The sequence below is a fragment of the Stenotrophomonas sp. JAI102 genome, assembly GCF_013409105.1.
GTDB classification, from domain to species: domain Bacteria; phylum Pseudomonadota; class Gammaproteobacteria; order Xanthomonadales; family Xanthomonadaceae; genus Stenotrophomonas; species Stenotrophomonas maltophilia_AA.
Map to the genome: position 1 here is coordinate 1,782,401 of NZ_JACCCI010000001.1, position 16,464 is coordinate 1,798,864.

At 66.9% G+C, this 16,464-nt stretch carries 15 protein-coding genes; 7 read left to right on the forward strand and 8 right to left on the reverse strand.

What is annotated here, in order from left to right; genetic code table 11:
- Positions 1-10: 10 nt before the first annotated feature.
- The 4 genes from lspA to murJ all read right to left on the reverse strand — a co-directional run bounded on the left by lspA (position 11) and on the right by murJ (position 5,972).
- Positions 11-517, reverse strand: coding sequence for a signal peptidase II (gene lspA, locus HDC96_RS08245; RefSeq protein WP_179459487.1), 507 nt, complete (start codon positions 515-517; stop codon positions 11-13).
- Positions 517-3,348 carry an isoleucine--tRNA ligase gene (gene ileS / locus HDC96_RS08250; protein WP_179459488.1) on the reverse strand — a complete coding sequence of 944 codons (2,832 nt, stop codon included), beginning with the start codon at positions 3,346-3,348 and terminating at the stop codon, positions 517-519. The genes lspA and ileS overlap by 1 nt, the downstream gene beginning before the upstream one ends.
- Positions 3,345-4,292, reverse strand: coding sequence for a bifunctional riboflavin kinase/FAD synthetase (locus HDC96_RS08255; protein WP_179459489.1), 948 nt, complete (start codon positions 4,290-4,292; stop codon positions 3,345-3,347). The genes ileS and HDC96_RS08255 overlap by 4 nt, the downstream gene beginning before the upstream one ends.
- 75 nt (positions 4,293-4,367) lie before the next feature.
- The gene (gene murJ, locus HDC96_RS08260; RefSeq protein ID WP_179459656.1) at positions 4,368-5,972 is read right to left on the reverse strand and encodes a murein biosynthesis integral membrane protein MurJ; all 1,605 of its coding nucleotides are present in this window, start codon (positions 5,970-5,972) and stop codon (positions 4,368-4,370) included.
- 116 nt (positions 5,973-6,088) lie between these two features.
- On the opposite strand from murJ, the gene rpsT reads away from it, so the two are divergent.
- Positions 6,089-6,358: a 30S ribosomal protein S20 gene (gene rpsT, locus HDC96_RS08265; protein ID WP_019184515.1), complete on the forward strand. Its 270-nt coding sequence runs from the start codon at positions 6,089-6,091 to the stop codon at positions 6,356-6,358.
- Positions 6,359-6,542: 184 nt separating this feature from the next.
- Here the strand turns inward: rpsT and obgE are convergent, their stop codons facing one another.
- From obgE to rplU, 3 genes are all read right to left on the reverse strand, one after another.
- Entirely contained in the window at positions 6,543-7,595 is a 1,053-nt protein-coding gene (gene obgE / locus HDC96_RS08270; RefSeq protein ID WP_176990057.1) for a GTPase ObgE, read from the reverse strand.
- Between the two features lie 196 nt (positions 7,596-7,791).
- Entirely contained in the window at positions 7,792-8,052 is a 261-nt protein-coding gene (gene rpmA, locus HDC96_RS08275; RefSeq protein WP_019184517.1) for a 50S ribosomal protein L27, read from the reverse strand.
- Positions 8,053-8,067: 15 nt separating this feature from the next.
- Complete coding sequence (gene rplU / locus HDC96_RS08280; protein ID WP_019184518.1) at positions 8,068-8,385, reverse strand: 50S ribosomal protein L21; 318 nt, start codon at positions 8,383-8,385, stop codon at positions 8,068-8,070.
- 295 nt (positions 8,386-8,680) lie between these two features.
- On the opposite strand from rplU, the gene uvrA reads away from it, so the two are divergent.
- Both uvrA and HDC96_RS08290 read left to right on the forward strand, forming a co-directional pair.
- Positions 8,681-11,686, forward strand: a complete 3,006-nt coding sequence (gene uvrA / locus HDC96_RS08285; protein WP_179459490.1) for an excinuclease ABC subunit UvrA — start codon at positions 8,681-8,683, stop codon at positions 11,684-11,686.
- Positions 11,686-12,093 (forward strand): thioesterase family protein, encoded by a 408-nt coding sequence (locus tag HDC96_RS08290; RefSeq protein ID WP_179459491.1) that lies wholly within the window; start codon positions 11,686-11,688, stop codon positions 12,091-12,093. The genes uvrA and HDC96_RS08290 overlap by 1 nt, the downstream gene beginning before the upstream one ends.
- Positions 12,094-12,231: 138 nt before the next feature.
- On the opposite strand, the gene HDC96_RS08295 is transcribed toward HDC96_RS08290, so the two are convergent.
- Positions 12,232-12,681 (reverse strand): copper chaperone PCu(A)C, encoded by a 450-nt coding sequence (locus tag HDC96_RS08295; RefSeq protein ID WP_179459657.1) that lies wholly within the window; start codon positions 12,679-12,681, stop codon positions 12,232-12,234.
- 34 nt (positions 12,682-12,715) lie between these two features.
- On the opposite strand from HDC96_RS08295, the gene HDC96_RS08300 reads away from it, so the two are divergent.
- From HDC96_RS08300 to HDC96_RS08315, 4 genes are all read left to right on the forward strand, one after another.
- A complete protein-coding gene (locus tag HDC96_RS08300; protein ID WP_179459492.1) occupies positions 12,716-13,495 on the forward strand; it encodes an enoyl-CoA hydratase/isomerase family protein in 780 nt (259 codons plus the stop codon).
- Between the two features lie 190 nt (positions 13,496-13,685).
- Positions 13,686-14,594 carry an acyl-CoA thioesterase II gene (gene tesB / locus HDC96_RS08305; protein ID WP_176990062.1) on the forward strand — a complete coding sequence of 303 codons (909 nt, stop codon included), beginning with the start codon at positions 13,686-13,688 and terminating at the stop codon, positions 14,592-14,594.
- A gap of 1 nt (position 14,595) precedes the next feature.
- On the forward strand, positions 14,596-15,105 hold the full coding sequence (locus HDC96_RS08310; RefSeq protein WP_179459493.1) for a DUF2007 domain-containing protein: 510 nt from the start codon (positions 14,596-14,598) through the stop codon (positions 15,103-15,105).
- Between the two features lie 130 nt (positions 15,106-15,235).
- Positions 15,236-16,441: an RNA polymerase sigma factor gene (locus HDC96_RS08315; protein WP_179459494.1), complete on the forward strand. Its 1,206-nt coding sequence runs from the start codon at positions 15,236-15,238 to the stop codon at positions 16,439-16,441.
- Positions 16,442-16,464 lie beyond the last annotated feature (23 nt).

Below are 16,464 nucleotides of genomic sequence, written 5' to 3' on the forward strand. Positions count from 1 at the left end.
CAGGAGGGAATTATCCCGCTTTTTTGGCAGGCTTGCCGTCGAACAGGCCGAACAGGGCGATACCCACCGCGCCGACCACGATCGCCGAATCGGCGATGTTGAACGACGGCCAGGCATGGTCACCGATATACCACTGGATGAAGTCGACCACATGGCCGTGCATCAGCCGGTCGATCACGTTGCCGATCGCCCCGCCGATCACCAGGGCGTACGGCACGGCGCTGCGCCAGGCACCGCGCGCGGTGCCCCACATCCAGTAGGCCATCAGGCCGCTGATGCCCACCGCCAGCGCGGTGAAGAACCACAGCTGCCAGCCACCGGCATCGCTCAGGAAACTGAACGCGGCGCCGGTGTTATAGGTGCGGTACCAGTTCCAGAAGCCCTCGATGACCACCACCGGCTCGTACTCGGGCAGGCTGGACAGCACCCAGGCCTTGCTCCACTGGTCGGCGATGATGATCGCCGCCGACAGCAGCAGCCAGATCAGCGCGTTCGGACGCGGACGGGCGGCGGCCATCAGAACCACCGCCGGTCTTCGCCGGCACCGTCGATGTTGGTGACGCAGCGGCCACACAGTTCCGGATGCGCAGCGACCGAGCCCACATCGGCGCGGTAATGCCAGCAGCGCACGCACTTCTGCTTCGTGGTCGGCTGGGCGCTGACGAACACCTCGTCGGTGGTCGCCGGGCGCACCTGCACGTCACCGCTGATCAGCAGGAAGCGCAGCTCCTCGGCCAGCGGCTGCCAGCGCGCGGCGGTTTCTTCGTTGGCCGCGACGGTGATCTCCGCTTCCAGCGCTGCACCGATCGCACCATTGGCGCGCATCGGCTCGAGCACCTTGGCAACCTGCTCGCGCAGCGCCAGCAGCTGGTCGAAATCGGCCGCGTTGAGCGGTGCATCCACCGGCAACGGAGCCAGGCCGTCGTACCAGGTGGCGAACAGCACGTTCTCCTTGCGCTCGCCCGGCAGGTAGCCCCACAGCTCATCGGCGGTGAAGCTCAGGATCGGCGCGATCCAGCGCGTGAACGCTTCGGCGATGTGATACATCGCGGTCTGCGCCGAACGGCGGCCGCGCGAGTCCACCGGCATGGTGTACAAGCGGTCCTTGGTGACGTCCAGATACACCGAGCCCAGGTCGACGCTGCAGAAGTTCAGCAGCAGCTGCACGATCTCGGCCATGTTGTAGCCGGTGTAGGCCGCCTTGATCTTCTCCTGCACCTCGAACGCGCGATGCACGATCCAGCGGTCCAGCGCGACCATGTCGGCCGGGGCCACCAGGTGCTGGGCCGGATCGAAGCCGTCCAGGTTGCCGAGCAGGAAGCGCGCGGTGTTGCGCAGGCGCCGGTAGGCATCCGCGTTGCGCTTGAGGATTTCCTGCGACAGCGACATTTCATTGCTGTAATCGGCCGAGGCGATCCACAGGCGCAGGATGTCCGCGCCCAGGGTCTTCATGATGTCCTGCGGCTCGATGCCGTTGCCCAGCGACTTGGACATCTTGCGGCCCTTCTCATCCACGGTGAAGCCGTGGGTGAGGCACTGCTTGTACGGCGCCTGCCTGTCGATCGCCACGCCGGTCAGCAGCGAGGACTGGAACCAGCCGCGGTGCTGGTCCGAGCCTTCCAGGTACAGATCGGCCGGCTTGCCGAAGCCACGCGCCAGCAGCACGCCTTCGTGGGTCACGCCCGAGTCGAACCAGACATCGAGGATGTCGGTGACCTTCTCGTACTGCGGCGCTTCTTCGCCCAGCAGTTCGGCGCTGTCCAGCGAATACCACACGTCGATGCCCTCGGCCTGCACGCGGTCGGCGACCTGCTGCATCAGCTCGACGGTGCGCGGGTGCGGCTCACCGGTTTCGCGGTGGGTGAACAGCGCGATCGGCACGCCCCAGGTGCGCTGGCGGCTGATGCACCAGTCCGGGCGGCCATCGACCATCGAGCCGATGCGCGCCTTGCCCCAGCTCGGGAACCAGCCGACGTTGTCGATCGCGGCCATCGCATCACGGCGCAGGTTGGCCTTGTCCATCGAGATGAACCACTGCGGGGTAGCACGGAACACGACCGGGGTCTTGTGGCGCCAGCAGTGCGGGTAGCTGTGCACGATCTCGACATGGGCCAGCAGCGCACCGGAGGCGCGCAGCACATCGATGATCAGCGGCTGCGCCTTCCACAGGTGCACGCCTGCCAGCTCGACGTCGCCGGCGGGCGGGGTCGAGGACAGGTACACGCCACGGCCGTCGACCGGGTTGATCTGGCCGGCGTTGTACTTGTCCATCAGCCCGTACTGCTGGCTGACCACGAAGTCTTCCTGGCCGTGGCCCGGGGCGGTATGCACCGCGCCGGTACCGTCTTCATCGGAGACGTGCGCGCCATTGAGCAGCGGGATGTCGCGCTGCGGGTAGAACGGATGGGCCAGCAGCAGGTCCTCCAGCGCCGCACCCGGCGTACGGCCGTGCACCACCAGCTCATCCACGCCGTAGCGCTGCAGCGAACGTTCGGCCAGCGCGGCGGCCAGCACCAGCCAGCGGCGCTTGCCGTGGTGGGCCGGCCCTTCGGCCAGCACGTACTCGATGTCCGCGCCCAGCGACACCGCCAGCGAGGCCGGCAGGGTCCACGGCGTGGTGGTCCAGATCGGCACGGCCACCTCGACGTCACCCGGCAGTGCCACGCCGAAGCGCGCAGCCAGGTGCTGCGCATCGCGCGCGACGTAGGCCACGTCGATCGCCGGCGAGGTCTTGTCCTGGTATTCGATCTCGGCCTCGGCCAGCGCCGAGCCACAGTCGAAGCACCAGTGCACCGGCTTGGCGCCGCGCACGATGTGACCGTTGGCGAAGACCTTGGACAGCGCGCGGATCTCGTTGGCCTCGAAATCGAAGCTCAGCGTCTTGTACGGGTTGTCCCAATCGCCGATCACGCCCAGGCGCTTGAAGTCGCGGCGCTGCAGTTCGATCTGCTCGTCGGCGAACTCGCGGCACTTCTGGCGGAACGCGACCGCATCGAGCTTGACGCCGACCTTGCCCCACTTCTTCTCGACCGCGATCTCGATCGGCAGGCCATGGCAATCCCAGCCCGGCACGTAGGGCGCATCGAAGCCGGCCAGGTAGCGCGACTTGACGATGATGTCCTTGAGGATCTTGTTGACCGCGTGGCCCAGGTGGATCTGGCCATTGGCGTAGGGCGGGCCGTCGTGCAGCACGAACAGCGGGCGGCCCTGCGCGTTGTCGCGCAGGCGGGCGTAAAGGCCCTCGTCCTCCCAGCGCGACAGAATGCCCGGCTCGCGCTTGGGCAGGTCGCCGCGCATCGGGAATTCGGTTGCCGGCAGATGAAGGGTGGCTTTGTAGTCCTGGCTCACGCAGTGGCTCGCAATCTGTGTTCGGAAAGGATGTGACGGGCCTGTTCGGCGTCACGGTGCATCTGGTCGGTCAACGCAGCCAGATCTTGGAACTTTTCTTCGTCACGCAGCTTGGCGACGAACTCGACATCGATGTGGCGACCGTACAGGTCACCCTGGAAATCAAACAGGTGCGCTTCCAGCAGCGGCTCGACGCCGTCCACGGTGGGGCGCGTGCCGAAGCTGGAGACCGAGGGCCAAGGCTGGTCGAACACGCCATGGACCCAGGTCGCGTAGATCCCCGACAGCGCCGGCGTCTTCGGGAAGCGCAGGTTGGCGGTCGGGAACCCCAGCGTACGGCCCAACTGGCGGCCGCGCACTACCCTGCCCCCAATCGTATACGGCCTGCCCAGCAGATCGCCGGCATGCCTGAAGTCACCGGCGCGCAGCAGCTGGCGGATGCGGGTGCTGGAGATGCGCTCGCCGTGCAGGTCGACCGGCTCGATCTCCCCCGCACTGAAACCCCGCTCGCGGCCCATCGCCTGCAGCAGGGCCAGATCGCCCTTGCGGCGGTTGCCGAAGCAGAACTCCGGCCCGATCCACACCTCGCGCGCGCTCAGCCGGTGCACCAGCAGCTGCTCGACGAACGCCTCGGCCTGCATCGCGGCCATGCGCGCATCGAAGCGCAGCAGGCCGATCGCATCCACGCCGAGTTCGCGCAGCATCGCGACCTTGTCGCGCGCCAGGGTCAATCGCGGCGGCGGCTCGCCCTGGGCGAAGTACTCGCGCGGCAGCGGCTCGAAGGCCACCGCCACGGCGGCCACGCCCAGCGCGCGCGCGCGCGAAACGGCGTGGCGCACCAACGCACGATGACCCAGGTGCAGGCCGTCGAATGCGCCGATGCAGACCACGCTTCCGTGCGGGAACAACTGCCCGCCTTCGACGTTTCTAAACAGCCTGCTCATCTACGTGGAATGCGGCCCACCAGGGCCGATGCTTTGCAAGAGATAGCCATGAAGTATAGCCGGGCTGTCCACGTATCAATGCTCCCTCAGGTGGCGCGGGCGGAAGCCCATGGCGACCAGCGCCACCAGATAGGTCAGACCACCGCCGCCGACCAGCAGCGCGAGGTTCCCGATCCGGTGCCATTTGTCCATGCTGGTGAACGCCGGCATCCCGTACAGCAGGGCCAGCAGCACCGCGACCATCGCCAGACAGGCCAGCCCCAGCTTGGTCACATAGCCGCCCCAGCCGGGCTTGGGCTGATAGACATCGGTCTTGCCCAGCCAGTACCAGAGCAGGCCGAGGTTCAGGTAACTGGACAGTGCGCTGGCGATGCCCAGCGCCAGATGCAGGCCCGGCTGCTTGCCCAGCGCGACCCACACGCCCTGCGCCTTGAGCGCCTCCGGCACCATCACGTGGTACAGCACGGCCAGCAGAATGAAGTTGAACACCATGTTGGCCACCAGCGCGGCCACGCCGGCGCGGACCGGGGTGCGCGTGTCCTGGCGGGCGTAGAAGGCCGGCAGCACCACCTTGAGCAGCGCGAACGCCGGCAGGGCGAAGCTCAGCCCGTAGACCGACAGCGCGGTCATGCGGGTATCGAACGCGGTGAAGCGCCCGTACTGGAACACCGTGGCGATCAGCGGCTCGGCCAGCAGCAGCAGGCCCAGCATGGCCGGGATCGCGATCAGCAGCGTCGTGCGCAGGCCCCAGTCCAGCGCACTGGAGAAGCCGGCCTTGTCGGTGCTCACGTGGTGGCGGGCCAGCGCCGGCAGGATCACGGTGCCCAGCGCCACCCCGAACACGCCCAGCGGCAGTTCCAGGAAGCGGTCGGCCAGCGACAGCCAGGACTGCGAGCCATCGGTCAGCTTGGCGGCGATCACCGTATCCAGCAGCAGGTTGATCTGCGCGATCGAGGAACCGAACAGGGTCGGCACCATCAGGGTCAGCACCTTGCGCACCCCGGGATGCCGCCAGCCCCAGCGCGGCAGGGTCAGCAGGTTGATGCCCTTCAGCGATGGCAGCTGGAACAGCAGCTGCAGCAGCCCGGCCGCCAGCACCGCCCAGCCCAGGGCCAGGATCTGCTTCTCCGGGGTGCCGCCCAGCCGTGGGGCCAGCCACAGCGCGCCGGCGATCATGCACAGGTTGAGGATCACCGGGGTCAGCGCCGGCATCGCGAACTTCTGGAAACTGTTGAGCGCCCCGCCGGCCAGCGCCGTCAGCGAGACGAACAGCAGGAACGGGAAGGTCAACCGGAACAGGTCCACCAGCAGGCCATGCTTGGCCGGGTCGGTATCCACCCCGCTGGAGAACAGGGTCGCCAACTGCGGCGCGAAGATCAGCGCCAGCGCCGTGACCAGCAGCAGCACCCCGCCCAGCGTGCCGGCCACCCGCGACATCAGCTCGCGCAGTTCGGCATGCGAGCGGGTTTCCTTCACTTCCGTGAACACCGGGACGAAGGCCGTGGCGAACGAGCCTTCGGCGAACAGCCGGCGCAGGAAATTGGGCACCCGGAAGGCGACCCAGAAGGCGTCGGTCACCGCATTGGTGCCGAACGTGGTGGTGATGACCAGGTCGCGAACCAGCCCCAACACCCGCGAAATCATGGTCATGCTGCTGAAAGACAGCAGGCCCCGCAACATCCTTGGTGAACTCACCCGTGTTCCCTCTTGACAATTGACTTGACGTACATTTTTCGAGCCATCATACTTTCCAGCTTGCTGTTCCCATTACACCGATTTTTCAGGAAACCACCACTGTGGCCAATATCAAGTCCGCCAAGAAGCGCGCCAAGCAGACCGTCGTGCGCAACGCGCGCAATACGGCTCAGCGTTCGATGCTGCGCACCGCTGTCAAGAAGGTGATCAAGGCTCTGGATGCCAATGACGCCGCCGGCGCCGAGGCAGCCTTCGCTGTTGCCCAGCCGATCCTCGACCGTTTCAGCTCGCGTGGTCTGATCCACAAGAACAAGGCTGCTCGTCACAAGAGCCGCCTGACCGCGCGCATCAAGGCCATCAAGGCCGCCTGATACGGCGCTGCGGGTGTCGTAGAGCCACGCCATGCGTGGCTTCGATCCAGCCGCAGAGAAAAGCCCGGCCCCGGCCGGGTTTTTTGTTGCCTGCGATCTGCGACGGCCCGCCCGGTCGGCGGTTACGGCGACACCACAGAAAAACCCGGCCGGAGCCGGGTTTCTCAGGGGCGCGTGGCTGCGCTCAGTACGCATCGCGCGCTTGCGCCTCGTCTTCCTTCTGGCGATCGAAGAAGGCCATGATGTTGTTCATGATCGGCCAGGTGCCTTCACGGCCGAGGGCCGAGACCAGGTACCACGGCTCGGTCCAGCCCAGCTCGGCGACGATCTTCTCGGCGGCGGCCTTGGCCTCGTCCTCGAACATCAGGTCGGCCTTGTTCAGCACCAGCCAGCGCGGCTTGTCCAGCAGCTCCGGGTCGTGCTTTTCCAGCTCGCGCTCGATCGCCCGGACCTGCTCGATCGGCGACACGCCTTCCACGCCACCTTCCATCGGGGAGATATCCACGAGGTGCAGCAGCAGGCGGGTGCGCTGCAGGTGGCGCAGGAACTGCGCGCCCAGCCCGGCGCCGTCGGCCGCACCCTCGATCAGGCCGGGAATGTCGGCGATCACGAAGCTGCGGTAGTTCTCCACGCGCACGACGCCCAGATTGGGGTACAGCGTGGTGAACGGGTAATCGGCCACCTTCGGGGTAGCCGCGGACACGGCGCGGATCAGGGTGCTCTTGCCGGCATTCGGGAAGCCCAGCAGGCCCACGTCGGCCAGCAGCTTCAGCTCGAGCTTGATCAGGCGCTCTTCACCCTCTTCGCCCGGCAGCGCCTGGCGCGGCGAGCGGTTGGTGGAGCTCTTGAAATGCATGTTGCCCAGGCCGCCGCGGCCGCCCTTGGCCACCAGCAGGCGGTCGCCATGCGCGGTCAGATCGCCGATCACTTCGTCGGTGCTGACGTTCATGATCACGGTGCCGATCGGCACGGTGATGACCAGGTCTTCGCCGCCCTTGCCATAGGCCTGCCGGCCCATGCCGTTCTCGCCGCGCTGCGCCTTGAAGATGCGGTCATGGCGGAAATCGACCAGGGTGTTGAGGTTCTCGTCGGCGCGGATCCACACGCTGCCGCCATTACCGCCGTCGCCACCGTCCGGCCCGCCCAGCGGAATGAACTTCTCGCGACGGAAACCGATGCAGCCGTTGCCGCCGTTGCCGGCGATCACCTGGATTTCTGCTTCGTCTACAAGTTTCATGATTCTGGATGCCAATCTGGAGGCGGCGGGCGCGAGGTGCACCCCACCGCAGAGTCTAACGGCCCCGGTACGATCCAGGGCCGGCGGCGGGAAATGTCCCGCCTGATGTAGTGGATACCAACGAAAAACCCCGCCGAAGCGGGGCTTTCGTCAGCGACCCCACGCCGTGGCGTGGGCGCCTGCGTACCGCTGAAGATCAGGCTTCGGCGACGACGCTGACGGTACGACGCTTCTTCGGGCCCTTGACCGAGAACTCCACCTTGCCGTCGACGAGCGCGAACAGGGTGTGGTCACGGCCGAGGCCAACGCCGGTACCCGGATGGAACTGGGTGCCGCGCTGACGCACGATGATGTTGCCGGCGTCGATGGCCTGGCCACCGAAGATCTTGACGCCGAGGTATTTCGGGTTGGAGTCGCGACCGTTGCGCGATGAGCCTACGCCCTTCTTATGTGCCATGACTGCTTCTCCTTATTACTTGCTGCCACCGGCAATGCCGGTGATCTCGATTTCGGTGTAGTACTGACGGTGACCCTGACGCTTCATGTGGTGCTTACGGCGACGGAACTTGATGATCCGGACCTTGTCGGCACGACCCTGGGACACGACCTTGGCAGTGACCGAAGCGCCGCTCAGCGCGTCGCCCAGCTTGATGCCATCGCTGTCGCCCAGCATCAGGATGTTGTCGAACTTGATCTCGTTGCCGACTTCGACTTCGAGCTTTTCAACGCGGAGCGTTTCGCCCTGCGCCACGCGGTATTGCTTACCGCCGGTTACCAGTACTGCGTACATGACCAGACTTCCTCTGTAGTTATTGTGGTCTATGGACTGCCGCCATCGAGGGCGGACAGAAGCGGAATTTTAATGACTTCAACCACTTCGGGTCAACCCACCCCCTGCTCGGACCCTGATTTGGCTGAATACGGTTCAGGAAACCGGCTGGCGGGGTCTCAGGGAATGAGACATGGGGGTGGCAAAGTCCGCGATTGCCCCCAAATCCCAAGCTCGGTAGGCTGACCGATTGCCGTTTCCGATTGCCCCACCCGCTTGCCGGCTCCCTGAGCCGAAGCCCCACAACGGATCCCCCATGGCGATGGATTTCATCCGCATCCGCGGCGCGCGGACGCACAATCTCAAGAACATCGATCTCGACCTGCCCCGCGACAAGCTGATTGTCATCACCGGCCTGTCCGGCTCGGGCAAGTCCTCGTTGGCGTTCGACACCATCTACGCGGAAGGCCAGCGTCGTTACGTGGAGTCGCTGTCGGCCTATGCCCGCCAGTTCCTCAGCGTGATGGAAAAGCCGGACCTGGACCACATCGAGGGCCTGTCCCCGGCGATCTCGATCGAGCAGAAGTCGACCTCGCACAACCCGCGCTCGACCGTCGGCACGATCACCGAGATCTACGACTACCTGCGCCTGCTGTACGCCCGCGTCGGCAGCCCGCGCTGCCCGGACCACGGCTACCCGCTGGAAGCGCAGACGGTCAGCCAGATGGTCGACCACGTGCTGACCCTGGATGCCGAGCAGCGCTACATGCTGCTGGCCCCGGTGATCCGCGAGCGCAAGGGCGAACACGCCCAGGTCTTCGACCAGCTGCGCGCGCAGGGCTATGTGCGCGTGCGCGTGGACGGCCAACTGCATGAAATCGATGCGGTGCCGCCGCTGGCGCTGCGCCAGAAGCACACCATCGAGGCGGTGATCGACCGCTTCCGCCCGCGCGAGGACATCAAGCAACGCCTGGCCGAGAGCTTTGAAACCGCGCTGAAGCTGGGCGACGGCATGGTCTCGGTGCAGTCGCTGGATGTGGAGGATGCGCCTGCGCACCTGTTCTCGTCCAAGTACAGCTGCCCGGTCTGCGATTACTCGCTGCCGGAGCTGGAACCGCGCCTGTTCTCGTTCAACTCGCCGGTCGGCGCCTGCCCGGGCTGCGATGGCCTGGGCATGGCCGAGTTCTTCGATCCCTCGCGCGTGGTGGTGCACCCGGAGCTCTCGCTCTCGGCCGGTGCCGTGCGCGGCTGGGACCGCCGTAACGCCTACTACTTCCAGCTGATCGCCTCGCTGGCCAAGCACTATAAGTTCGACACCGACGCCCCGTGGCAGAGCCTGCCCGAGGACGTGCGCCAGGCCGTGCTGTACGGCAGCGGCGACGAGACGATCACCTTCACCTACTTCACCGAAGCCGGTGGCCGCACCCAGCGCAAGCATCGCTTCGAGGGCATCATTCCCAACCTCGAGCGCCGCTACAAGGAGACCGAGTCCTCGGCGGTGCGCGAAGAGCTGGCCAAGTACATCAGCGAACGCAACTGCCCCGAGTGCCAGGGCCAGCGCCTGAACAAGGCCGCGCGCAACGTGTTCGTGGCCGACCGTGCGCTGCCGGAACTGGTGGTGATGCCGATCGACGATGCGCTGAAGTTCTTCAGCGGCATGACCCTGCCCGGCTGGCGCGGCGAGATCGCCGGCAAGATCGTCAAGGAGATCGGCGAACGCCTGGGCTTCCTGGTCGATGTCGGCCTGGATTACCTGACCCTGGAACGCAAGGCCGACACCCTGTCCGGTGGCGAAGCCCAGCGCATCCGGCTGGCCTCGCAGATCGGTGCCGGCCTGGTCGGCGTGATGTACGTGCTGGACGAGCCGTCGATCGGCCTGCACCAGCGCGACAACGAGCGCCTGCTCGGCACCCTGACCCGCCTGCGCGACCTCGGCAACACGGTGATCGTGGTCGAGCATGACGAAGATGCGATCCGCCTGGCGGACTACGTGCTGGACATCGGTCCGGGCGCGGGCGTGCACGGCGGCGAGATCGTCGGCCAGGGCACGCTGCAGGACATCCTGGATGCGCCGCGTTCGCTGACCGGCCAGTACCTGTCGGGCAAGCGCGCCATCGAGATCCCGGCGCGCCGGCACAAGCCGAACCCGAAGATGACGCTGCACCTGCGCGGTGCCAGTGGCAACAACCTCAAGGGCGTGGACCTGGACATTCCGTCGGGCCTGCTGACCTGCATCACCGGCGTGTCCGGCTCGGGCAAGTCGACCCTGATCAACGACACCCTGTTCTCGCTGGCCGCCAACGAGATCAACGGCTCCTCGCACCCGATCGCCCCGTACAAGGAAGTCGACGGCCTGGATCTGTTCGACAAGGTGGTGGACATCGACCAGTCGCCGATCGGCCGCACCCCGCGCTCGAACCCGGCCACCTACACCGGCCTGTTCACGCCGCTGCGCGAGCTGTACGCGCAGGTGCCCGAAGCGCGTGCACGCGGCTATTCGCCGGGGCGTTTCAGCTTCAACGTACGCGGTGGCCGCTGCGAGGCCTGCCAGGGCGATGGCCTGATCAAGGTGGAAATGCACTTCCTGCCGGACGTGTACGTGCCCTGCGATGTCTGCCACGGCAAGCGCTACAACCGCGAAACGCTGGAGATCCTGTACAAGGGCTACAACATCAACGACGTGCTGCAGATGACCGTCGAAGATGCGCTGAAGCTGTTCGAGCCGGTGCCGAGCATCGCGCGCAAGCTGGAAACGCTGGTCGACGTGGGCCTGAGCTACATCAAGCTGGGCCAGAGCGCGACCACGCTGTCCGGTGGTGAAGCGCAGCGCGTGAAGCTGTCCAAGGAACTGTCGCGCCGCGATACCGGGCGCACGCTGTACATCCTGGATGAGCCGACCACCGGCCTGCACTTCCACGACATCGAGGCGCTGCTCGGCGTGCTGCACAAGCTGCGCGACGAAGGCAACACGGTGGTGGTGATCGAGCACAACCTGGACGTGATCAAGACCGCCGACTGGATCGTCGATCTGGGTCCGGAAGGCGGCCACCGCGGTGGCACCATCCTGGTCACCGGTACGCCGGAAGACGTGGCGGCCTGCCCGACCTCGTACACCGGCCAGTTCCTGGCCAAGATGCTGCCCTCCACCAGCGCGCGCCCGGAACAGCCGGCGGCCGTGGCCAACAAGCCCGACGCCCGCCCGCCGCGCAAGGCCAAGCCGGAAAAGCCGGCCAAGGTGGCCAAGAAGGCGGTGGCCGCCACGCGTGCGGCAACCCCCAGCAAAACCAGCCCTGCCAAGACCACGAAGGCGAAGAAGAAGTAATGAGCAGCGAACACAGGATCCTCGCCCGCGTACCGATCAGCGTCCGCTGGCGCGACATGGACAGCATGGGCCACGTCAACAACGCCAAGTACATCTCCTACCTGGAAGAGGCGCGCGTGCGCTGGATGCTGGGCGTGGAGGGCGTTTCGATGACCGACCGCATCGCACCGGTGGTGGCGGCGACCAACGTCAACTATCGCCTGCCGATCGTGTGGCCCAACGACATCGTGGTGGAGCTGTTCGTCGAGCGTCTCGGCAACAGCAGCGTGACCATCGGCCACCGCATCGTGGACGAGAAGAACGACAGCACGCTGTATTCGGACGGCAACGTGGTGGTGGTGTGGATGGATACCCAGACCGGCAAGAGCGCGCCGTTGCCCGAGGCGATCCGCACCGCGTCCACCTGAGTAGTGCCGGCCGCTGGCCGGCAACCTCATGACGCCGGATCGATGTGCATGGGTGCCGGCCAGCGGCCGGCACTACCGTCTGTTGGCGCGGATCGTGATTGCTCCTGACCGGCACCTACGCCGACGCCGACGCCCTTCTCACGGCGCGGCCTTGCGGACCTTCAGCATGCCATCCACCTTGCGGCCGTCTTCCAGGCTCAGCCGCAGCGGCAACACCTTGCCCTCGCTGAGCGCCACCTCCGGCTGCATCAGCATCAGGTGCAAGCCCCCCGGCTTCAGCTCGACCGTCACACCGGCCGCGATCGGCAACCGCTCCACCGCGCGCATCCGGCTGACCCCGTCGACCAGCGTGGTTTCGTGCAGCGAGACATCACCGAACGCCTTGCTGCCGGCGGCGATCACCACGACCGTCTCGCGACAGTCATTGCGGATCCGCCCGTAACCGGCGGCCATCGGCATCGCGCCCGGCGGCAACCGTACCCAGCCGTCGCGCAGTGACACGCAGGCAGGCGCATCGGCCACCGCCGACGCCGATGCTGCGAACGCACACAGTCCCAACAATACGCACACGAATGGTTTGGTTATCATCGGCTTCGTTCCCTGTCCGCAACGAGACTGCAGCATGACGACGCTCATCGAGGTGATCAACCATGGCCCCATCCGCGAACTGCGGCTGGCGCGTCCCCCGGTCAATGCGTTGGACACCGAGCTGTGCCGGCACCTGATCCAGGCGATCAACCTGGCCATGTCCGAGGATGTGCACGGCATCGTGCTGTCCGGGAGCGAGCGCATCTTCAGCGCCGGCATGGACGTGCCGCACCTGCTCGGCCATGGCGATGACAAGCACAGGCTGCTGGACAGCTGGCAGGCCTTCTTCGGCGCCGTGCGCACCCTGGCCGAATGCCGCGTGCCGGTGGTGGCGGCCATGACCGGGCACGCCCCGGCCGGCGGCTGCGTGCTGGCGCTGTGCTGCGACTACCGGATCATCGCGCGCAGCCCCGATGCCGCCCATCCCACGGTGATCGGCCTGAACGAAGTGCAGGTCGGGCTGGTCGCGCCGGAAGGCATCCAGCGCCTGATGCGCCGCGTGGTCGGCCACCATCGGGCCACCACCCTGCTGGTCGGCGGCGAGATGGTGCCGGCCGAGCGTGCACTGCAGATCGGGCTGGTCGATGAGGTAGTCGAGGCGGATCGGGTCGTCGCCCGCGCCGTGGCGTGGCTGCAGAGCCTGCTGAAGCTGCCGCGCCAGCCGATGCTGCTGACCCGTGCCATCGCCCGCGCCGACCTGCACGAGGCACTGCACGCCGACCTCATCCAGCTCGACCGCTTCGTGGACGCCTGGTACGCCCCGGACGCCCAGCAGGCGCTGCACGGGCTGGTCGCAAGGCTGGGCAAGGGGTGATCCGCGAAGGCGGACACCCTCGCACCACCGGTAGGGCTGGCCGCTGGCCGGCTCCCGCTGGCCTGGACATGACGAGGAGCCGGCCAGCGGCCGGCACTACCCCGTGCTGCGTGCCGCTGCGCCTGCAGGCCAGCGGCCGGCACTACCGGACCCCGTATAATCGGCGCCAGTCCAACCCAGGTTGCCGCCTTTGTCCGCCACGCACGAACCCGTCGTTTCCGAGCTGATCGACCTGCTCTCGCTCGAACGCCTGGAAGACAATCTGTTCCGCGGCCAGAGCCGCGATATCGGCACCAAGTACGTCTTTGGCGGCCAGGTGCTGGGCCAGGCGCTGTCCGCCGCCCAGAAGACGGTCGAGAATGGCCGTCACGTGCATTCGCTGCACGCCTACTTCCTGCGCGCCGGCAACATCGACCATCCCATCGTCTATGACGTGGACCGTACCCGCGATGGCGGCAGCTTCTCCGTGCGCCGGGTCACCGCGATCCAGCACGGCAAGGTGATCTTCTTCTGCGCGGCCTCGTTCCAGCAGGCCGAGACCGGCGCCGAGCACCAGCACAAAATGCCGGAAGTACCGCAGCCGGAAGACATCGAGCCGAACCAGCCGTTGCCGCAGGCCGTGCTCGATCGCCTGCCGATCAAGGTGCAGCGCTGGCTCTCGCGCGGCGGCCCGTTCGAGTTCCGTCATGTCTACCCGCGCGACGAACTCCATCCGCCCAAGCGCCCGCCGTACCACCAGGTGTGGCTGCGCCTGAACGAGACCGTGGGCGATGCCCCCGAACTGCATCAGGCCCTGCTCGCCTACGCGTCGGATTTCCACCTGCTCGGCACCGCGACCTTCCCGCACGGCATCAGCTATTACCAGCCGCACGTGCAGATGGCCTCGCTCGACCATGCGATCTGGTTCCATCGCCCGTTCCGTGCCGACGACTGGCTGCTGTATTCGCTGGACAGCCCCAGCGCGCAGGATTCGCGCGGCCTGGCGCGTGGCCAGTTCTTCACCCGCAACGGCATCCTGGTCGCCAGCACGGCGCAGGAAGGCCTGATCCGCGTGGTCGACGACAGTGCCGCGGCCGCCGCCGTACCGGCCAAGGACTGACATGAGACAGATCTTCAACAGCCAGCGCGTGGAGACCGTCGAAGGCGTGGCCCAACTGCTGCGCGACGCCGGCATCGAAGTGCGCATCACCAACGGGCGCTCGTACCACAGCAAGCGCGGCAGCCAGTTCAGCTATCTGGACAAGGAAAAGGCCACCACCCACCCGACCCTGTGGGTGGTGCATGCCGACGACCAGCCGCGCGCCCGCGAGATCCTGCGTGATGCGCGCCTGCTGGAAACCACCCGCCGCGATCACCCGACCGCGCAGTTCGCGTTCCGCGACGAGGTCGCCCAGAACGACGCACCGCGCAACTGGGCCTGGCGCATCCGCATCGGCCTGCTGCTGGTGATCGCTGCCGTGGCGATGGTGGTGGTCATGCGCCACCGCGGCGCCCCCACCGTGGCGCCAGCGCCGGCCCCGGCGGTACAGCCGGCCGCGTCGCCGACCGCACCGGCGGCCACCCCACCGGAAGAAGAGGAAGTGCGGGTCCGGATCCAGCCAACTGAATAACGGGTAGTGCCGGCCGCTGGCCGGCTCCTCGTACGGTTGGAATCCTGCAGAGCCGGCCAGCGGCCGGCACTACCCGGTCACATTCCGGTTGAGGCATCGTCATACTCGGATCACCGCCGGGGAACGTGCCATGACGCATCCGCTGACCACTACGCTCGAACGCGAACTGCCCGCCGCCGCGGGCGGCTGCCAGCAGTCCTACGGGCGCATCGTGCTGGCCTGCCAGAACACGGTCACCGCGATCGCGCTGGCGATCACCCGCGACGTGCACGCCAGCGAGGACATCGCGCAGGAAGCCTTCATCAAGGCCTGGCAGCAGCTCAACCAGCTGCACAGCCATGCCAGCTTCCTGCCGTGGCTGCGCCAGATCACCCGCAACCTCGCCCGTGACTGGCTGCGCGCCAACCGCGGCCGGCCGCTGTCCGGCGAGGCCGCCGAGATCGCCATCAACATGGCCGCCGACCCCCGCCCGAGCGCCCCGGAGCACCTGCAGCGGGTGGAAGAGGAGCTGGCGGCGGAAGAGATCATCTCGGCGCTGCCCGAAGACAGCCGCGAGACGCTGCTGCTGTATTACCGCGAAGGCCAGAGCTCACAGCAGGTCGCCGATCTGCTCGGCCTCAGTGACGCCGCCGTGCGCAAGCGACTGTCACGCGCTCGCGCCACCGTGCGCGAAGAGATGATGCGCCGGTTCAGCGAGTTCGCGCGCAGCAGCGCGCCGAGCGCGGCGTTCGCCACGACGGTGGTTTCGATGGTGCTGGTCGCCGCGCCCGGCACCGCCAGTGCCGCGATCCTGCTCGGCACCGGGTTGGGCACCAGCAAGCTCGGGCTGGGCGGTGCCAGTGTCTCCGGCGGTGCGGCCCTGGGCTCGTTGAGTGCAGCGGCCAGCCAGAGTCATGTCCTGCCGCCGGATTTCGCGTGGGGCGCCATCGCCGGCGGCGTGGTCGGAGGCGTGCTGGGCAGCTATCTCGGGGGTCGTTACCTGCTCTCGTACGCCGAGAACGAGGGCGAGCGAACCGCCATCCGCGGGTTCGTGCACTACAGCACCTTCACCGCGTTGGTGACCTGCGTGGCCGTGTTCGCCTTGAGCTTCCTGCCGCTGGCCTGGTACTGGCCCGTGGTGGCGTTGGCGGTCGGCCTGTCCATGATCAACTATCAGTGTCTCGTTCCGCTGCAGCGGATCATGGCCCCGATGATCGCGCGCGATGCGGCGCGCCATGGACGCACCGGCCCGAACTGGAAATACGAGTCGCTGTACGGCCGCAAGGCGCTGTGGGTGATGAACCTGTTCGTGGTCGGCACCATCGTCTGGGCGATGTACAAGAACGGACGGATCTGAAACAGAAAAGCGCCGGTCGATGA

Excerpts from the sequence above, each read along its gene's own strand:
- HDC96_RS08255 (WP_179459489.1), bottom strand. The coding sequence starts at position 4,292 with ATGAGCAGGCTGTTTAGAAACGTCGAAGGCGGGCAGTTGTTCCCGCAC.
- obgE (WP_176990057.1), bottom strand. The coding sequence starts at position 7,595 with ATGAAACTTGTAGACGAAGCAGAAATCCAGGTGATCGCCGGCAACGGC.
- rpmA (WP_019184517.1), bottom strand. The coding sequence starts at position 8,052 with ATGGCACATAAGAAGGGCGTAGGCTCATCGCGCAACGGTCGCGACTCC.
- murJ (WP_179459656.1), bottom strand. The coding sequence starts at position 5,972 with ATGTTGCGGGGCCTGCTGTCTTTCAGCAGCATGACCATGATTTCGCGG.
- HDC96_RS08315 (WP_179459494.1), top strand. The coding sequence starts at position 15,236 with ATGACGCATCCGCTGACCACTACGCTCGAACGCGAACTGCCCGCCGCC.
- uvrA (WP_179459490.1), top strand. The coding sequence starts at position 8,681 with ATGGCGATGGATTTCATCCGCATCCGCGGCGCGCGGACGCACAATCTC.
- lspA (WP_179459487.1), bottom strand. The coding sequence starts at position 517 with ATGGCCGCCGCCCGTCCGCGTCCGAACGCGCTGATCTGGCTGCTGCTG.
- HDC96_RS08290 (WP_179459491.1), top strand. The coding sequence starts at position 11,686 with ATGAGCAGCGAACACAGGATCCTCGCCCGCGTACCGATCAGCGTCCGC.
- HDC96_RS08300 (WP_179459492.1), top strand. The coding sequence starts at position 12,716 with ATGACGACGCTCATCGAGGTGATCAACCATGGCCCCATCCGCGAACTG.
- HDC96_RS08295 (WP_179459657.1), bottom strand. The coding sequence starts at position 12,681 with ATGATAACCAAACCATTCGTGTGCGTATTGTTGGGACTGTGTGCGTTC.
- rplU (WP_019184518.1), bottom strand. The coding sequence starts at position 8,385 with ATGTACGCAGTACTGGTAACCGGCGGTAAGCAATACCGCGTGGCGCAG.
- HDC96_RS08310 (WP_179459493.1), top strand. The coding sequence starts at position 14,596 with ATGAGACAGATCTTCAACAGCCAGCGCGTGGAGACCGTCGAAGGCGTG.